Raw genomic sequence first — 16409 nt, forward strand, 5'->3', positions numbered from 1 at the left:
CTGGGTCAGGTAGCTCAGTTGGTACGAGCGTCCGCCTGAAAAGCGGAAGGTCGGCAGTTCGACCCTGCCCCTGACCACCTTTTTTGAACAGCAAGAAAGCCTCGAACACAGCCTCGTTCGGGGCTTTTTTTATTATCTCCCTGACGGTAACAGTGTCAGCAACGGCATTGATCGCCGGTGAGGATGAGTGCATGGATTCCGTCCAGCCGAAGTTCCTCCTGGTCGATGATGATGATCAGGTTCTCGGGGCATGCCTCGATGCCGAGGGCGTTTTCGTCGAGCCGACGGAGAGCGACGAGGGTCTCACGGTAGAAATCCTGGGATGCCTTCTTGCTCAGCGCTTACGTGACTACCTTGAGGGATCCAAGCGCTATCGCCAGAGGAATCCGCTGGACTCGCTGTGGCTCCAGATGCTCGACGTGGCAGGGGAGCCGCTCGTGGACTTCTGGATGGGCGAGATCATCGATTGGCGATCCTCGCGACTCGATCCTGAGCGGGTGGACATCGTCGCGCTGTGGGGATTCGACAGTCCGTCGGCCGGCGCACGGGACGTCTGGGAGCGCTGGCGTTCGGCTCGGCCTGATCAGCCCAACCAGTGGGCGGTGTACGGGTCGGAGGGCAGGCGGGAATGGCTGACCATCGTCGGCCGTAGCAAGTTTCAGAAGGGCGGAGGACCCGATCGTCTGCCAGGAAGCGTGTACCACCTCGATGGAACCCACGTCACCGATGAGGCCGCCTTCTACGTTGCGATCGGAGAGGCCATCAACGGGCCTGGTGGCTATTTCGGTTGGAATCTCGCCGCGCTGGACGACTGTCTGCGGGGTCGCTTCGGAGCCAGGGCGCCGTTCACCCTGATGTGGAGCGAGTCCCAGGTTGCGCGGCAGTCCCTGACGAGGACCTTGGAAGGGGCGGATGACGCTCCGCCCTTTTTCGAGGTCATCCAGACGATCTTCGCCGAGCATGATGTGGATGTCGTGTTGAGGTGATTATCGGCTTCGTGCATCAACAGTTCGACCTAGCCCTCTTCGATATTTGATCGATGTAGAGGTAGGTCCGGGTCCAGGGTGTCCCATGCTCAGTGCACGGCGACGATCGCTGGCTTCGGCGCCCGCCGTATGCGGCCGGGGCGAACTGCCGCGGACCGACTTCGCCGGCCCTCACCACCGAGTCCGAGTGCTGAGATCCGCTGTGCAGCAGCCAGTACGGCGGCCCGCTATGCCTGTTGTTCAGACCGACGCCCGTTTCGCAGTGAGATCGGTGAACAAATAAGAGAGCACTGCTCTTGACTGTGGGCGGATCTCCAAGCATGCTTGTTCTCAAGCGAGAGCAGTGCTCTCGGAACCGTCTGTTGAGGAGCTGGCGATGGCCCGCTACATCGAACCGACCCGCATGGATCACCTGTTCAACCGTACGGTTGCAGGGCTGACCCGGCTCGGGATCAGCCTCTGGGGCTCCCGGATCCTGTACGTCCGCGGCCGGTCCAGCGGCGAATGGCGCACCACGCCGGTGAACATGCTGACCCTGAACGGCTCCCGCTACCTGGTCGCACCCCGAGGCATCACCCAGTGGGTACGCAACCTGCGTGTCGCTGGAAACGGCGAGCTGCGCGTGGGCCGCCGCATCGAAACGTTCACCGCCACCGAACTGTCCGACGACGAGAAGCCGGCCATTCTCCGGGCGTACCTGAAGCGCTGGGGCTGGGAGGTCGGAAGGTTCTTCGAGGGAGTCGACGCGAGCGCGTCCGAGGAACAGGTGCAGGCGATCGCTCCAGGCTTTCCCGTCTTCCGGATCAACTAGAGAGACTTGATGGCTGAGGTCAGGGCGGGTGGAAGTCCAGGCCGGTCTTGGCGGTGAAGCGCTGCCACGGCCCTGCTCCGTCGGGCCTTCGCACCTTGAAGCAACAGCTTGATCTTGCGCGTACCCGTGTGCTCGGCGGGGTCAGGAAAGCAGTCTCACCTGGCCGGCGCAGGTGCGCGATGTCGCACTTCCTGACGGCTGGAAGATGAGGGAGCTGACGCCGGAAGTGGGGTTTCGTCTCGTCCCCTCCATTTTCAATCTATAGCGCGCTGGGGGGCTTGCGGCAAGGCCCGGGTCGTGCCGCAGAATCTACGGCCGGGGCCGGAACCTGCGGAAATCGGGGATCGCGACGTACGTGTGCTCGCGGGTACGCGCCGCCGGAGCGCAGGGGAGCAGCCGGCCAAAATGGAACCTCAGTGAATGGGCGGTTCATGGTTGACGTGATCATTGTCGGGGGCGGGCCGACCGGCTTGATGCTGGCGAGCGAGCTGCGGCTGCACGATGTGCACGTGGTCGTACTCGAGAAGGAAGCGGAGCCGGCCAAGTACGTTCGCGCGCTCGGCCTGCACGTGCGCAGCATTGAGGTGATGGCCCAGCGCGGTCTGCTGGAGCGGTTCCTCGCGCACGGCCGGCAGCACCCGCTCGGCGGCTTCTTCGCCGCTATCACCAAGCCCTCTCCCAACGGGCTGGACACCGCGCACGGCTATGTCCTCGGCATCCCGCAGACCATCACCGAGCGCCTGCTGGCCGAGCGCGCCGCCGAGCTCGGCGCCGAGATCCGGCGCGGCTGCGAACTGGTCGGGCTGAGCCAGGACGACCAAGGGGTGACCGCCGACCTGGCCGACGGCACGCGGCTGCGCTCCCGCTACCTCGTCGGCTGTGACGGAGGCCGCAGCACGGTGCGCAAGCTGCTCGGCGTCGCCTTCCCCGGCGAGCCCTCCAGAGTCGACACGCTGCTGGGCGAGATGGAGCTGACCGAGGATCCGGCGACGGTCGCCGCCATCGTCGCGGAGGTCCGCAAGACCGAGCTGAGGTACGGCGCCGGGCGCCTCGGGAACGGGGCGTACCGCGTCGTCGTGCCCGCCGCGGCGGTGGCCGAGGATCGCACGGTCCCGCCGACCCTGGAGGAGTTCAAGCAGCAGCTGCGGCTGATCGGGGGTACCGACTTCGGTGCGCACTCGCCGCGCTGGCTGTCCCGGTTCGGCGATGCCACGCGGCAGGCCGAGCGTTACCGGGTCGGCCGGGTGCTGCTGGCCGGTGACGCGGCGCACATCCACCCGCCGATGGGCGGGCAGGGACTCAACCTCGGGATCCAGGACGCGTTCAATCTCGGCTGGAAGCTGGCCGCCGAGGTCGGCGGCTGGGCTCCGGAGGGGCTGCTGGACAGCTACCAGATCGAACGGCACCCGGTGGCCGCCGACGTGCTGGACAACACCCGCGCGCAGATGGTGCTGATGTCCACCGAGCCGGGCCCCCAGGCTGTCCGCCGGCTGCTGTCGGAGCTGATGAACTTCGACGAGGTGAACCGGTACCTGATCGAGAAGGTCGTCGCGATCGGCGTCCGCTACGACTTCGGCGAGGGGCATGACCTGCTCGGACGGCGGATGCGGGACGTTGAGCTGAAGCGCGGGAGCCTCTACGAGCGGATGCACGGCGGCCGCGGGCTCCTGCTCGACCAGACCGGCCGGCTCTCGGTCGCGGGATGGGCGGACCGGGTCGACCACGTCGTCGACGTCAGCGAGGAACTGGACGCGCCTGCCGTGCTGCTGCGGCCTGACGGCCACGTGGCGTGGGTCGGTGACGATCAGCAGGATCTGCTCGACCAGCTGCCCCGGTGGTTCGGCGCCGCGCTTACGGGCCCCCGCCTGCTCTCGATCAATGACGGAACAGACCGTTGAGTTCGCTGAAGTCCAGTGAGCCCTCAAGTGCCGTGAGACCTCCCGTGCCGAGCAGTTCGGCGGCGGCGCTGCGGGCCGCGGTGTAAGCGGCCTGGGCCAGTCCGGTGCCCAGGCTGATCCGGCGTACCCCGGCCGCTGCGAGCTCGGCGACGTTCGGGCCACCGGCGACGGCCATCGCGTTGACCGGCAGCGGCGACTCGGCGCATAGAGCGTTCAGCACGTCCAGGTCGAGCAGGCCCGGAACGAAGATGCCGTCGGCTCCCGCCTCGGCGTAAGCGGTCGCACGCGCCAGCACCTCGCCCAGCCGGCCATCGGCCGCACCGATCCCGAACAGGAAGACGTCGGTGCGCGCATTGATGAACAGTTCCGGCAGGTCCGCCGCCGCCGCGGCGTCCCTGGCGGCCCGCAGCCTGGCGTTCTGCTCGGCGACCTCGAACAGCGGGCCGCCGACGGCCGTGGAGTCCTCCAGATTGACGCCCACCGCACCGGCCTCCACCACCGCCCGCACGGTCTCGGCCACCTCCGCCGGGGTCGGCCCGTACCCGCCCTCCACGTCTACCGTCACCGGCAGGTCGACGGAGTCCACGATGCGCCGCGTGGCCTCCGCCATCTCGTCCCGGCTGAGCCCTTGCCCGTCCCCGCGGCCCAGGGACCACGACACGCCACCGCTGGTCGTGGCGATCGCCGTGGCGCCGGCCGCGGCGATCACCGTGGCGCTGGCGGCGTCCCAGGCGTTGGGCAGCACCAGTACGGAGTCAGCGCTCAGGGTGCGGAACAGCCGGGCCTTCCCCTTGGTCACGGCATCAATGGAGGGGGAGCTGTCAACAGACATGTGCATGGCCGCCTTCGTTGTTGTTCTGCTTCTGGGCGCCCGGCAGCGCGGGCGCCTTGTCCCCGGGATCCTGCTGGGCAGGGGAGGAGGCGTCCACTCATTAAGCTGAGACCGAATCCTGGAGGCGGTGGAGGCGGCATGAAGGCACGGCTGACCTTTTCGGTGCACGATCTGGCGGAGACCCGGTTCGTCGTCTCGCCGATGTGGGAGGTCGTCACCAGCTTCAGAGCGCTGGCCGCCGCCGCGGTGCCGGGTCCGCACCGCGTCTGGGCCGACCAGGTACGCCCCCGGCTCGCAGCCGCGGGACTCGATCGGGGCTGGCTGGCCGACATGATTCCGCCCGTCGGCCATCTCCCCGACTTTCTCAACCCGGCACCGGCGGCCGCGTCCCCCGGCCTCGCCGACGAGCTGGCCGCCATCGAGGCCACCGGCCCAGAGCAGGTACGGCGGGATCTCGACCGCCTGGCCGCCGAGCGCGAAGGCCGGTTGTCCCCCCCCGCCTGCGGGGCCTCCACCAGGCCCCTCGGACCTACCTGCCGCGGATCGTCGCGGAGATCGAGGCCTACTGGGGTCTCGCGATAGCGCCCTACTGGGCCAGGATCAGCTCGCTGCTGGAGGCGGACATCTTCCACCGGGGGCGCCAGGTGGCCGAGCAAGGCACGGCCCAGGCGCTCGACGAGCTGCACCACACGGTACGTTGGGCCGACGGCAGCCTCCACCTGGTGCAGCGGCACTGCGCCATCACCAGGATCGACACCGGCGCCGGGCTGCTCCTGGTGCCGTCGGCCTTCGCCTGGCCGCGAGTGCTGACCCGGTCCGTGGCGTCCGAACCACCACAGCTGGCCTACCCGGCGCGCGGGATCGGCACGTTGTGGGAGCGCCGTACACATGCCCACGTGGACGCCCTCGCCGCCGTGATCGGCCGGTCCCGGGCGCTGATCCTGGTCGAGCTGGACTCACCCGCCTCGACCACCGAACTCGCCCAGCGGTCGGGCCTCAGCGCGGCGGGCGTGTCGCAACATCTCACCGCGCTGAGGGCCGCCGGCCTGACCAGCACCCACCGAGCGGGCCGCTCGGTGCTGTACGCCCGCACCGGCCTCGCCGACGCCCTGCTCACCGCGCAGACGTGACGCGTACGAGCTGATCGACAAGCCCGGGGACCGACAGCGGCGTGCGGGTCAGCGGTGCAGCAAGAGCGGCAGGCGGCTCCAGCCGTGCGCGATGAAGGACGGGACGTGCGGCAGCTCGCTCTCCTCCACGGCCAGCCGCAGGTCCGGGAACCGGGCGAACAGCGCGGGCAGCGCGGTGAGCGCCTCCTGGCGGGCGAGCGGAGCGCCGATGCAGCGGTGTACGCCGATGCCGAAGGCCAGGTGCTCGTCGCGGTCCTTGGTCGGGTCGAACCGGTCGGCGTCCGGCCCGTGCTGGTCGGGGTCGCGCCCGGCCGCCAGGTAGCTGGTGATGATCGCGTCGCCCGCCTCGATCCGTACGCCGGCGATCTCGATCGGCTCGATGGCGAACCGCAGCGGCAGGTTGGCGATCGACGGCGCCCAGCGGAGCGTCTCCTCGATCACCGCCTCCCAGGAGATCTCTCCCGCCAGGACACCCCGGAGGTGGTCCGGATGGGTGAGCAGGGCGTGCACGGCGTTGCCGATCAGGTTGACGGTGGTCTCGTGCCCGGCCGCGATGAGGAGCAGCAGGGTGTCGCGCAGCTCGTCGTCGCTGAGCGAGTCGCCGCTGTCGCGGACGTTGATCAGCTCGGTGGTCAGGTCGTCGCCCGGGTGCTCGCGCTTGTAGGCGACCAGGGCGGGCAGCACGGTGCCGATCTGGGCCGCGGTGGCCGCCGCCTCCTCCGGCGTGGCGGTGGTGTCCATGATGGCCTCCATCATCTGGGCCATCTCCACCCGCATGCGCTCGGGAACGCCGAACAGCTCGCAGATCACCCGCATCGGCAGCGGGTGCGCGTAGGCGCTGCGCAGGTCGACGACCTGGCCGGGCGGCTGTGTGGCCATGGCGTCCAGCAGCTCCGCGACGATGCCCTCGACGACCGGCTGCATCGCCCTGGTACGGCGCGCGGTGAAGCTCGGGGCGATCAGCTTGCGCAACCGCCGGTGCTCCTCGCCGTAGGCGCTGAGCATGTTCGACACGCCGATCCAGGTCAGGATCCAGGTCCAGCCGGGCTCGGTGAGCGCCTGGGGCAGCAGTCGCCAGTGCCGCTTGTCCTTGCTCACCAGCGGATCGAGGATGAGCTGCTTGAGCAGGTCGTGCCGGGTGACCGCCCAGGCCGGGATGCCTCCCGCGAGCTCTACGAGGACCAGGGGGCCGAGGTCACGTAACCGGCGGACCTCCCCGGGGAGGTCGGCTCCGAAGGGATCAAGGACGACGGGGGCTGCACTGCCCAAGGGGATTCTCCTGGCTGATCAGGGCGGATGGGAGTGAAGCGCACCGGCAGGTGCGCCAGCGCACGGTGGAACGGGCCGGGCCGCCACGGCAGTTCGTCGCGCGGCACGGTCAGCTCGAGGTCGCACAGGTGAGAGGTCAGGCGCTCGATCGCGGTCATCGCGATGAGCACGGCCGGGTCGCTCGCCGGGCAGCGGTGCGGCCCGGCGCCGAAGCCCAGGTACGCGCCGCCGTCGGAGCGCAGCTCCTCGGGCACGTTGGTCGGCTCGGTGTTGGCCGCGGCATAGGAGACGAGGACCAGCTCGGCCGGCTGGATCCAGGTGCCGTGGAAGTGCACGGGCTGGCGCACGAAGTACGGGCCGTAGTTCGACATGGCGGGCTCGGCGCGCAGGGCCTCCATCAAGGCGTCGTACGTGCTGAGCGCGCCGTTGGTGAGTGAGCTGTAGTAGCGGTCGTCGCTGACCATCCGGGAGATCGTGTTGGAGATCAGGTTGGCCGTGGGCTCATAGCTGGCGGCCATCACGAGCACGATGGTCTCCGCCAGCTCGTCGGTCCGCAGCCCGGCCGGATGGTCGATGAACCAGGAGGTCAGGTCGTCGCCCCGCTCGGCGTACTTGGCCTGGATCAGCTCGCCGATGTAGCGGCTGAAGGCGTCGCTGCCCCGCGCGCCCGTCTCGCCGTCCGCCTCCATCATGTCCGAGAGGGCCTGGGTCAGGCCGGCGCTGTCGGAGTCGGGCCGCCCGAAGAGCAGGTTGAAGACGCGCGCCGGGATGAGCCGGGCGAAGTCGGCGACGAGGTCGGCCTCGCCGTTCGCGGCGAACCGGCTGATGAGCGAGTCGGACACCTCGCCCACCATCTGGCGCAGCTTGTGCGGCTGGACCAGCTGGAAGCAGTCGGAGATCACCTTCCGGTAGCGGGCGTGCTCTGCCCCGTCGGAGAACAGCGCGTTGGGCCGGTGCCCGAGCATGGCGATCATCCCCGCCGCCTCCGGGGTGTCGGGGAGCCGCGTCTGCCAGGTGCTGGGGTTCTTGCTCCAGACGCCGCCGGCGTTGGTGAGCACGTCCACGGCAGCCTGGTAGCCGATCACCAGGTGGGCCTCGATGCCCGGGGCGATCTCCACGGGCGCGACCGCGCCGTGCCGCCGGCGCAGCTCCGCGTAGACCGCCTGCGGGTCCCTGGCGTACTCGGGCCCGTACAGGCGTCCGGCGTCGGGCATGTAGCGCAGGGTCATGACAGCACCAGCTCTCTGATGTGCTCCACCAGCGCGATCAGCGAGGCACGGGCGGAGGCGGGGTCGCGGGCGTCGCACACCACCAGCGGCGTGCGCGGGTCGAGGTCGAGCGCCTTGCGTACGGTCTCCAGCGGGTACTCCGGCGAGTCGGGGAAGTGGTTGACAGCCACCGCGTAGCGGATGCCGGCGTTCTCCACCAGGTCGAGGACGGCGAAGCTGTCGTCGATGCGGCGCGTGTCGGCCAGCACCAGCACCCCCAGCGCACCCCGGACCAGCTCGTTCCACAGGACCTGGAACCGGGTCTGCCCCGGCGCCCCGAACAGGTAGAGCACCACGCCCGGCAGGGTCAGGCGGCCGAAGTCGATCGCGGTGGTCGTGGTCGTCTTCTCGTTCACGCCGGTGAGGTCGTCGACCAGCGTGCCCGCCTGGGTGAGCACCTCCTCGGTGTTGAGGGGCTTGATCTCCGAGAGCGCGCTCACGATGGTCGTCTTGCCCACGCCGAACGGCCCGGCGATGACCAGCTTGACCGGGATGTGCTCGGTACTGATACGGCTGTCAGAGAGCGCGGAGACCACTGAGTACCAACTCCAAGATTTCGATGTCGGGCAGGTCGGCGGCCGGCGGATCGCGGGTCAGCAGCGTTCCGCCGCCGACCAGGCCGGCGACCAGCAACCGCACCACGCAGTACGGCAGGCCGAGGTGCGCGGCGCACTCGTACACCGACAGCGGCCCGTCCCGCAGCAGGGCCAGCAGGTGCGACCCCGGAGGGTCCAGCCCGTTGGTGCCGGCGTCGGGCGCGATGTAGACCAACGTCGTGCGCTCGACGCTGATGTGTTCGGGCACGGTCAACCTCGCGGCGGCCATGTAGTCCGGGACGACGCGCCGCCGCTGCCGTCCGGAGGTCATGTCCGTGTGCCCGGCACCCTGGCCGCGCTGGCCTCGTCGAAGGCCTTGATCAGTTTCTGCACCTGAAGCTGCACCTCGTAGGCCAGCGAACCGACGTTGACCGCCCCGGTGGCGGCGACGACGATGGCGGCGCGGTCGCCGGCCGGGGCGATGTAGTAGTAGCCGCTGCCGGCGGAGATGACGATGTCCACCACCTCGCCGTCGGCGCCGTTGCTCAGGCCGTCGCACAGGGCGCGGGCGGCCCCCAGCACGGAGCTCGTCATGGCGGCGGCGCGCTCGCCGCTCTCCGTGGTCACGTCGGCCGAACCGCCGAGGATGAGCCCGTCACGGCTCAGCACCACGCCGCGGGCGACACCGGGCAGTGCCAGCAGGGGTGACAGGACCCAGGACACGTCGAGGGACAACGGACGCCCCTTGGTCTGCACGCGGCCGGAAGCGCTGTGAGTGTCCATGGAGCGGTCAATTCCCTTCGGTGTTGTCGTGCTGCTCGGTCGGGAGCACTTCGCGGCGGCCCGCCTCGGCTCCGACCTGGAAGTCTCCCCACCGCTTCTGGGCCTCTTCCGGGGTGGTGAGCAACCTGGCGCCGGAGGCGTCGGAACCGCTCGTTCCACTGGTGGGCCTCGGGCCGGACGCGGGACGCGACGACTGGCGGCGGCGCTGCGGCAGTGGGGCCAGATCCTCCGCCGGCCGTCGCTCGGGCGCCGGCGCGGACTGGGGTCGTACGGAAGAGGCGACGATCTCCGGGCGCGAGGCCGCCACGGGCTCCGCCCGGACGGTCGCGGCGGTGGCGGCGGTGGCCGGGACGGCGGCGACGGCGGTCGGTACGGGGGCGCGCACCGGCTCGGGTGCCAGCACCGACGGACGGCTGTCCTCCGGCATCTCCACCAGCAGGGCGGTGGGGATGTTCAGCACGGCCTGGACGCCGCCGAAGGCGCTCTTCTTGACCGTGACCTGCATGCCGTAGTGCGCCACCTGGCGGCCGATCGCGGCCCAGCCGGTGTGGGGCGGGTTGCCCAGGTCGACCAGGTGGACCGGGTGGGTGCCGCTCAGCAGACGGGTCGCACGGGCGTACTGGTCCTCGTTGAGCCCGACGCCGGCGTCGTCGATGACGATGGCCGCGCCGTTGTTGGTCTCGTGCACGGCGATGGTCACCTTGAGCGTGCCGTGGGAGTGGTGGACGGCGTTGGCCAGCAGCTCGGCGGTGACGAACAGGATCGACTCCGCGGCGCGGGCGGCCACCCCGATCCGGCGGCGCAGGTGGTTGGCCGGGCCCTCGATGCGCTGCTCGAAGTTCTCCACCCGGGAGATGGCGCCCACCACCAGGTCCACCAGGTAGGTGTCGTCACGCGACAGGCCGGGCGTGGCGCCGCAGGCGATGCCGGTGACCTGCACGCGACGGATGATCAGTTCGTTGTACATGTCGAGCCCCAGCACCTCGCGCAGCAGCGCCGTGTGCTCGTCGCCGCTGTAGCGCTGCTGCACGCCGGCGAGCAGGTCCTGGGCCCGCAGCGCCTGCGTCTGCACGCGGGACATCGCGCCCCTGATGACCGCCTGGGCCGCCTCGTCGATGCGCTCGCCCTCCTCGCGCACGCCGCGGGTGAGCGCGTCCAGGATGGCGCGGTGCTGCCTGTCGATGTCCGTGCCGGCGAGCGCCGGGTTCTGCACGCCGGGCACGATCACGTGCGGGGCGCGCAGGTGGGACAGCAGGGCGGGGATCCGCTTCGAGATCAGGTGCTCGTTCTCGGCGCGCACCAGGTCGTGCTGGGCACGCGCCTCGCGCAGCAGCTCCGCGCTCTCCTGGGCCTGGCGCTCCGCCTGCACCAGCCGCTGGTTCCTGGCGCTGGTCTCGCGTGTCAGGTGCTCCTGCGCCTGACGGGCCTGAGCGAGCCGGCCACGGACCTGGACGAGGTCGCGGCGTACGCGCATGTGGAGGATGAGGACGCCCACGAGGGCGAGAGCGAGAACGGCGACGACGATCACTGTCGGGAGGCTGAGGAAGTCTGGCGGCATGACAGTCCTGGGTTCGGGGAGAGCCGGCGGGGAGATGTCGACCGCCGAAGAGCCCGCTAGCGGTGCGTGCCGGTTTCGCACGGCGACCGGCGGGGGCCGCGGCGGCGTGACACACGCTCTTCCGCGACGCCGGCACGGCTGCGTGCCTGGTGCGGCTCTGCCTGAGGCATGGCGAGGCCAAGCGACATGGGCATCCTCGGTCTCAATGGAACGACGGCCAAACGGGAAACCCAGTATTCCCGTTTAGTCACGATAGTCAACCGTGTGTAAGGTCGCCGTTGCGCTTAGCCGCGGATTTTGTCTTATTTGTCCGCATTGGCGGCTGGTGAACAACGCCGACGGGCCGCCCAGGGGCGCGGATCCCTGGGCGGCGCGGCCGTTACTGGGTCGTGCAGACGGTCCCGTTAAGGGTGAAGACGGCGGGCAGGACGTTCGGCCCGCTGTAGTTGCCGACGAAACCGATCGTGGTGGACGCCCCCGTGGCGAGGGCGCCGTTGCCGGAGTCGTTGACGGCCTTGACGTCCGACCCGTTCTGCGTCCAGACGGCGCTCCAGCCGCTGCCCAGGCTCTGCCACGTCCTCGGCCAGCTGAAGTTCAGGGTCCAGCCGCTGACCGGGGCGCCGTTGTTGGTGATGTCGATGGCGCCGACGTAGCCGCTGGCCCAGTCGGTCTGGACGGTGAGCCGTACCGAGCAGGAGCTGGAGGCCGGCGTGCCCGTGGTGAACGTCAGCGGCGGTGACGCCCAGGAGAGGCCGCCGCCGCTGTCGCGCGCGATCACGTTGACCGTGTATCGGGTGCCCGGATTGAGGTTGTTCACGGTGAACGAGGTCCCGGTGGTCTCGCCGAGCTGCTCGCTGATGGCTCCGTTCTGCCGGTAGAGCTCGTACTTGACGATCGGGCGCGAGCCGGGGGAGGCGGCGGGCCAGGAGATGGTGGCGGCCTTCTCCGTCACCTGCGAGGCCGTGGGCTGCCCCGGCGCGCCCGGACGGCCGGTCTGGGGCGTCGCGGGGTGCAGGATGAGCGTGGTCAGGGAGAGCGGCGGGAGCGTCTGGCTCGTCGCGCTGCCCGTGCTCGAGGTGGTGATGGCGGTGGCGCCGTTGGTGTGGGTCAGTACGGTCGGCGCCCCCGAGGCCGGGCTGTAGCCCGAGTAGTCGATCGCGACGGGGTACGACGTGTCCGACGAGGTGTTGATCAGCATGACCGCCAGGTCGCCGTTGGGCCGGCGGGCGGCGTGCGCGCTGACCTTCGCCTGGTCGGTCGCGGCCCGGACGAACTGGTCACCCGGGCGGGCGAACCTGCTCACCATCTGGAGCGCGTAGTACGGCGCGAAGGGCGTGTTGAGCGCCGGCTCGCAGACGCTGTTGTCGGACGTGCACACGCCGCTGGACAGCAGGCCGAAGTCGCCGTAGTCGGTGTGCCCCTCGACCTGGGTGACGGCGCCGATGCCGTTGTGCACGTTCCACCAGTCGACCGTGAACACCCCGTTCGCCAGCAGCGTCGCGTACGAGTCGGCGGCGGCCAGCGCGCCGGGCTGGGTGGTCGAGCCGTTGCTGCTGGACCCGGTGTTGAACTCGGTCATGGCGATGCCGATCCGGTCGGAGCCGGCCCCCACGTATTTCGCGATCTGCTGCCGGGTGAGCTGGACTATGTCGGGTACGTGTCCGGTTTTGTCCAAGGCGCCCGGATACCAGTGCACGATCACGAAGTCGATCTTCGGGCCCGCGATCGACAGGACGGTCTTGTTCCAGGTGCCGCTGTCGCCGTCGGCGACGATGGCGTCGGGCCAGTTGGCGGCCGTCGTCAGCACCGCGCCGATCTTGATGGTCGGGTCGACCGCCTTCATGGCGTCCGCGTAGGCCACGACGTTGCGGGCGTACTCGGCCGGGCTCTTGTCGGCGTGGTCGTCGGCCTCCCAGGCTGAGCCGTAGTGGCCGTTGCCGTAGTTCTCGTTGCCGATCTCCCAGTACTTGACGCCGTAGCCCTTGGTGATGTTGGCCTGGCGTACCCAGGCCGCGGCCTCGTCGGCGGTGCCGGTGCCGTAGTTGGCGGTCACCATCGCCTGCGCCCCGGTACGCCGTACGCCGCGCATGAAGGTGTCGAAGTCGGTGTTGGGGGCCACGTAGCCGCCTGGAGCGGTGTGGTCGGCCCAGTGGTAGATGTCGGAGTAGGAGCCGCCCGGATAACGCAGCATTTTCACGCCCGCGTCCTTGAGCCGGTCGGCGGTCTCGTCAGTGCCCAGATTGGTGTCCCAGATCGCGTGGTTGGAGCCGATTCCGGTCTCCGGGACGGTGGCGAGCGCGGCGCGCGCGTTGACGGTCACCGCTACGGGGGTGACGTCGTCGGCGTACGCCGCTGGGGCGGTCAAGGCGGTCAGCGTCAGCAGGAAGGCGGACGCGGCTCGTAACAACGTTCGGGGCATCGGCGTACCTCGCCATGGTCAGCGGTGATCACTCGACGCCTCCTCCTGACCAGGAGGCACGCTGATCATGAGGCGGGTCCGCCGAGCCCGTCAACCAACAGTGAAACTTTCAAAAGCGGATCACCCCAGCGAACATGGTCGTGGTCATCGCGGCCGCCGCTATGAATATCAGGCCTGATGTCAGCCAGAATCTCACCAGCCTTACCAGGTCACTTCGTCTGTGTGGGTGTGACGTGGAAGATGCGGGAAAGGTCCGGACTTCGGCAAAGGGCGTTCAGTCGCCGTTCGCCTGGTGCCGGGACGTCAGGGTGGCAACCGTGAGGAGCAGCGCGCTCTGGGCGAGCATGCCGGGCGCGAGTGGCGGCGCCTGGCCGACGGACTTGGTGAGCGCGTACCACCATTGGGTGAGCGGCGAGAGCCTGTCCCAGGCGGGATCGGCCGCGCCGGCGGCGTGGTTGACGGACACGTGCATGAAGACGCCGTACGCGGACGCGAGCAGGACGACCAGCGCGATCGCGCGTACCACGGTGGTCGTCCGAGGCGAGTCACGCAGGGAGAGCAGCGCGAGCGCGAACCCGAGCAGCGCCAGGGCCGCCCACGGGATCAGCTGCACCGGGCTCTGCCAATGGCGTTCGAAGGCGAGCTCGAGAGCGGCGCCCATGATGCCGATCGCGGCCAGCCCCAAGAGGCCGAGGCGCACCAGGGCGGGGCGGACGGCCGTCTTCGGCGAGGTCGTAGTGGTAGAGGTCGAGGCCATGCGGGGATCACCATCCGGTACGAGAGGATCTCCGGTCGTCGTCTCAAGGTCTCCAGGCTCCTTCACAGGTTTCTGTGCGAATCCTGAAGATCTGGTGAGAAAGCGCTAAACCCCTCGGCCGGCGGAGAAACCGCCTCGAACGCCTACACCGGCTCCACCGCGTTCTCCCTGGCAGGATACGTGTGCGGCATCCGTCCGACCCCCGGCGGGGTGCTTGATCCCCGGCGTCCACCGCCGGGAAAGCCCATGGAAGTGATCTCGCCCGCGGAGGATCATTGGCGCATGGACCTACTCGCGGGCATCGCGGCGATCCTCGCCCTCGTGCTCAACGGCCTGATGGCCGGGCTCTACTTCGCGTTCTCGACGGCGGTGTCGCCGGCGCTCGACGCCATCGACAAGGACCAGGCGGCCGCCGCCATGCGCAGCGTCAACATCAAGATCCTCAACCCGAGGTTCCTGCCCACGTTCACGCTGTCGCCGGTCGTCGCGCTGGCCGCCGGGGTCCTGCTGCTGGTCGACGGGGCCGGTCTGCCGGGCGTGCTGGCCGTCGCGGCCGCGGTGGCCGGCTTCGTCGGCTCGATCATCGTGACGGCCGCGGTCAACGTGCCGCTGAACAACGCGCTGGACGGGGGCAGCGTGGACTGGCCCGGCTACTCGCCCCGCTGGACCCGCTGGAACACCGTGCGCGCCTGGTCCTGCGCGCTCGCCGTGGCCCTCCTGGGCACGGCGCTCTACCTCTGGAAGTGACCGGTACGGTCGCGCCGTACCGATCACCGAGGGTCACATGTTGATCATGTGGCCGGCGAGGCCGTGGATCGCCTCCTTGACCGCCTCGCCGAGCGTGGGGTGCGCGTGGACGTTGCGCGCGACCTCGTGTACCGTCAGGTCCCACTGCTGGGCCAGCGTCAGCTCCGGCAGCAGCTCGGTGACCTCGGGCCCGATCAGGTGGGCGCCGAGCAGCTCGCCGTGCGTGTCGTCACTGATGATCTTGACGAAGCCGGCCGTGTCGCCCAGACCGTGCGCCTTGCCGTTCGCCATGAACGGAAACTTCGCCACCTTCACGTCGTAGCCCAGGTCGCGTGCCTGCGCCTCGGTGTAGCCGAAGCTCGCCACCTGCGGCTGGCAGTACGTCGCCCGCGGGATCATCACGTAGTCGAGCTCCATGGTCTCCGCGTCGGCGATGGTCTCGGCGGCGATGACGCCCATGGACTCCGCGGCGTGCGCCAGCATCAGCTTGGCGGTGACGTCGCCGATGGCGAAGATGTGCGGCACGCTCGTACGGCAGCGCCCGTCCACCGCGATGGCGCCCCGGTCGGTCAGCGCCACGCCGGTCTTCTCCAGGCCGTAGCCGTCGACGCGCGGCTGGAACCCGATGGCCTGCAGCACCTTGTCGGCCTCGAGCACCTGCGTCTGGTCGCCCCTGGTGACGGTGACCTTGACGGAGGCGCCGGTGTCCTCGATGGCGTCCACGCGGGTCGAGGTCAGCACCTCGATGCCGAGCCGCTTGTAGCGCTTGGCCAGCTCGGCCGAGACCTCCTCGTCCTCCAGTGGCACCATCCGGTCGAGGAACTCCACGATCGTCACCTTGACGCCGTAGTTGTGCAGCACGTACGCGAACTCCACGCCGATCGCGCCGGCGCCCGCGATGATGATGCTGCCGGGCAGCTCCTCGGTGAGGATCTGCTCCTCGTAGGTCACCACGCGCTCCGACAGCTGCGTGCCGGGGATCAGGCGAGTGGTCGCCCCCGCCGCGATGATGCAGTTGGAGAACGTGATCGTCTCGCCGTTGACCTGGATCGTGTTGGCGTCCAGGAACGTGCCGCGGCCGTCGTACTCCGTGATCGCGTTCTTCTTCATCAGGAAGTGAACGCCCTTGACCCGCCCGTCGGCCACCTTGCGGCTGCGCTGGAAGGCCGCCCCGTAGTCGAAGCTGACCTGGCCGCTGATGCCGAACGTCTTGGCCTCGTTGTTGAAGATGTGGGCCAGCTCGGCGTTGCGCAGCAGCGCCTTGGACGGGATGCAGCCCACGTTCAGGCAGACGCCACCCCAGTACTTCTCCTCGACGACCGCGGTGCGCAGTCCGAGCTGGGCGGCGCGGACCGCGGCCGTGTACCCTCCCGGACCCGCGCCGAGGACGACGACGTCATAGTGAGTGCTCATGA

The 16409-nt window shown here is 69.5% G+C and carries 16 protein-coding genes and 1 tRNA gene; 7 read left to right on the forward strand and 10 right to left on the reverse strand.

Translation table 11 applies throughout. The features are described from left to right. Positions 1–3: 3 nt before the first annotated feature. The 4 genes from ABD830_RS45110 to rox all read left to right on the forward strand — a co-directional run bounded on the left by ABD830_RS45110 (position 4) and on the right by rox (position 3695). Positions 4–77: transfer RNA gene (locus ABD830_RS45110), tRNA-Phe, on the forward strand. A 114-nt stretch (positions 78–191) separates the two neighbouring features. Next, on the forward strand, positions 192–986 hold the full coding sequence (locus ABD830_RS45115) for a barstar family protein (RefSeq protein WP_345001169.1): 795 nt from the start codon (positions 192–194) through the stop codon (positions 984–986). Positions 987–1362: 376 nt separating this feature from the next. Then, the gene (locus ABD830_RS45120) at positions 1363–1797 is read left to right on the forward strand and encodes a nitroreductase/quinone reductase family protein (RefSeq protein ID WP_345001171.1); all 435 of its coding nucleotides are present in this window, start codon (positions 1363–1365) and stop codon (positions 1795–1797) included. A 431-nt stretch (positions 1798–2228) separates the two neighbouring features. After that, positions 2229–3695, forward strand: a complete 1467-nt coding sequence (gene rox / locus ABD830_RS45125; protein WP_345001173.1) for a rifampin monooxygenase — start codon at positions 2229–2231, stop codon at positions 3693–3695. Here rox and ABD830_RS45130 read toward each other — a convergent pair. Next, positions 3673–4494: an isocitrate lyase/PEP mutase family protein gene (locus tag ABD830_RS45130; RefSeq protein ID WP_345001175.1), complete on the reverse strand. Its 822-nt coding sequence runs from the start codon at positions 4492–4494 to the stop codon at positions 3673–3675. The genes rox and ABD830_RS45130 overlap by 23 nt on opposite strands. A gap of 171 nt (positions 4495–4665) precedes the next feature. Here ABD830_RS45130 and ABD830_RS45135 point away from each other — a divergent pair, with 171 nt between their 5' ends. After that, positions 4666–5109, forward strand: a complete 444-nt coding sequence (locus ABD830_RS45135; protein WP_345001178.1) for a hypothetical protein — start codon at positions 4666–4668, stop codon at positions 5107–5109. Between the two features lie 62 nt (positions 5110–5171). Beyond that, the gene (locus ABD830_RS45140) at positions 5172–5657 is read left to right on the forward strand and encodes an ArsR/SmtB family transcription factor (protein ID WP_345001180.1); all 486 of its coding nucleotides are present in this window, start codon (positions 5172–5174) and stop codon (positions 5655–5657) included. Positions 5658–5705: 48 nt separating this feature from the next. Here ABD830_RS45140 and ABD830_RS45145 read toward each other — a convergent pair whose 3' ends face one another. The 8 genes from ABD830_RS45145 to ABD830_RS45180 form a co-directional block, all read right to left on the reverse strand. Beyond that, positions 5706–6926, reverse strand: coding sequence for a cytochrome P450 family protein (locus ABD830_RS45145; protein ID WP_345001182.1), 1221 nt, complete (start codon positions 6924–6926; stop codon positions 5706–5708). Further along, the gene (locus ABD830_RS45150; RefSeq protein WP_345001184.1) at positions 6830–8155 is read right to left on the reverse strand and encodes a cytochrome P450 family protein; all 1326 of its coding nucleotides are present in this window, start codon (positions 8153–8155) and stop codon (positions 6830–6832) included. The genes ABD830_RS45145 and ABD830_RS45150 overlap by 97 nt, the downstream gene beginning before the upstream one ends. Beyond that, positions 8152–8730: a GTP-binding protein gene (locus tag ABD830_RS45155; RefSeq protein WP_345001186.1), complete on the reverse strand. Its 579-nt coding sequence runs from the start codon at positions 8728–8730 to the stop codon at positions 8152–8154. The genes ABD830_RS45150 and ABD830_RS45155 overlap by 4 nt, the downstream gene beginning before the upstream one ends. Next, positions 8711–9061, reverse strand: coding sequence for a DUF742 domain-containing protein (locus ABD830_RS45160; protein WP_345001188.1), 351 nt, complete (start codon positions 9059–9061; stop codon positions 8711–8713). Before ABD830_RS45160 ends, ABD830_RS45155 begins: the two co-directional genes overlap by 20 nt. Then, positions 9058–9513, reverse strand: a complete 456-nt coding sequence (locus ABD830_RS45165) for a roadblock/LC7 domain-containing protein (RefSeq protein WP_345001191.1) — start codon at positions 9511–9513, stop codon at positions 9058–9060. The genes ABD830_RS45160 and ABD830_RS45165 overlap by 4 nt, the downstream gene beginning before the upstream one ends. A gap of 7 nt (positions 9514–9520) precedes the next feature. After that, positions 9521–11041, reverse strand: a complete 1521-nt coding sequence (locus ABD830_RS45170; protein ID WP_345001193.1) for an ATP-binding protein — start codon at positions 11039–11041, stop codon at positions 9521–9523. Between the two features lie 409 nt (positions 11042–11450). Continuing rightward, positions 11451–13490, reverse strand: a complete 2040-nt coding sequence (locus ABD830_RS45175) for a cellulose binding domain-containing protein (protein WP_345001196.1) — start codon at positions 13488–13490, stop codon at positions 11451–11453. A 274-nt stretch (positions 13491–13764) separates the two neighbouring features. Next, on the reverse strand, positions 13765–14247 hold the full coding sequence (locus ABD830_RS45180; RefSeq protein WP_345001199.1) for a hypothetical protein: 483 nt from the start codon (positions 14245–14247) through the stop codon (positions 13765–13767). A 282-nt stretch (positions 14248–14529) separates the two neighbouring features. Between ABD830_RS45180 and ABD830_RS45185 the strand changes: the two genes are divergently transcribed. Next, positions 14530–14994 (forward strand): anthrone oxygenase family protein, encoded by a 465-nt coding sequence (locus ABD830_RS45185; RefSeq protein WP_345001201.1) that lies wholly within the window; start codon positions 14530–14532, stop codon positions 14992–14994. A gap of 33 nt (positions 14995–15027) precedes the next feature. Here the strand turns inward: ABD830_RS45185 and lpdA are convergent, their stop codons facing one another. Further along, positions 15028–16407, reverse strand: a complete 1380-nt coding sequence (gene lpdA / locus ABD830_RS45190) for a dihydrolipoyl dehydrogenase (protein WP_345001203.1) — start codon at positions 16405–16407, stop codon at positions 15028–15030. Between the last annotated feature and the right edge of the window lie 2 nt (positions 16408–16409).

Origin of the sequence: Nonomuraea helvata (assembly GCF_039535785.1) — a bacterium.
In the GTDB taxonomy this organism is placed as follows: domain Bacteria; phylum Actinomycetota; class Actinomycetes; order Streptosporangiales; family Streptosporangiaceae; genus Nonomuraea; species Nonomuraea helvata.

Excerpts from the sequence above, each read along its gene's own strand:
- ABD830_RS45115 (WP_345001169.1), top strand. The coding sequence starts at position 192 with ATGGATTCCGTCCAGCCGAAGTTCCTCCTGGTCGATGATGATGATCAG.
- ABD830_RS45120 (WP_345001171.1), top strand. The coding sequence starts at position 1,363 with ATGGCCCGCTACATCGAACCGACCCGCATGGATCACCTGTTCAACCGT.
- rox (WP_345001173.1), top strand. The coding sequence starts at position 2,229 with ATGGTTGACGTGATCATTGTCGGGGGCGGGCCGACCGGCTTGATGCTG.
- ABD830_RS45135 (WP_345001178.1), top strand. The coding sequence starts at position 4,666 with ATGAAGGCACGGCTGACCTTTTCGGTGCACGATCTGGCGGAGACCCGG.
- ABD830_RS45150 (WP_345001184.1), bottom strand. The coding sequence starts at position 8,155 with ATGACCCTGCGCTACATGCCCGACGCCGGACGCCTGTACGGGCCCGAG.
- ABD830_RS45160 (WP_345001188.1), bottom strand. The coding sequence starts at position 9,061 with ATGACCTCCGGACGGCAGCGGCGGCGCGTCGTCCCGGACTACATGGCC.
- ABD830_RS45165 (WP_345001191.1), bottom strand. The coding sequence starts at position 9,513 with ATGGACACTCACAGCGCTTCCGGCCGCGTGCAGACCAAGGGGCGTCCG.
- ABD830_RS45175 (WP_345001196.1), bottom strand. The coding sequence starts at position 13,490 with ATGCCCCGAACGTTGTTACGAGCCGCGTCCGCCTTCCTGCTGACGCTG.
- ABD830_RS45180 (WP_345001199.1), bottom strand. The coding sequence starts at position 14,247 with ATGGCCTCGACCTCTACCACTACGACCTCGCCGAAGACGGCCGTCCGC.
- ABD830_RS45185 (WP_345001201.1), top strand. The coding sequence starts at position 14,530 with ATGGACCTACTCGCGGGCATCGCGGCGATCCTCGCCCTCGTGCTCAAC.
- lpdA (WP_345001203.1), bottom strand. The coding sequence starts at position 16,407 with ATGAGCACTCACTATGACGTCGTCGTCCTCGGCGCGGGTCCGGGAGGG.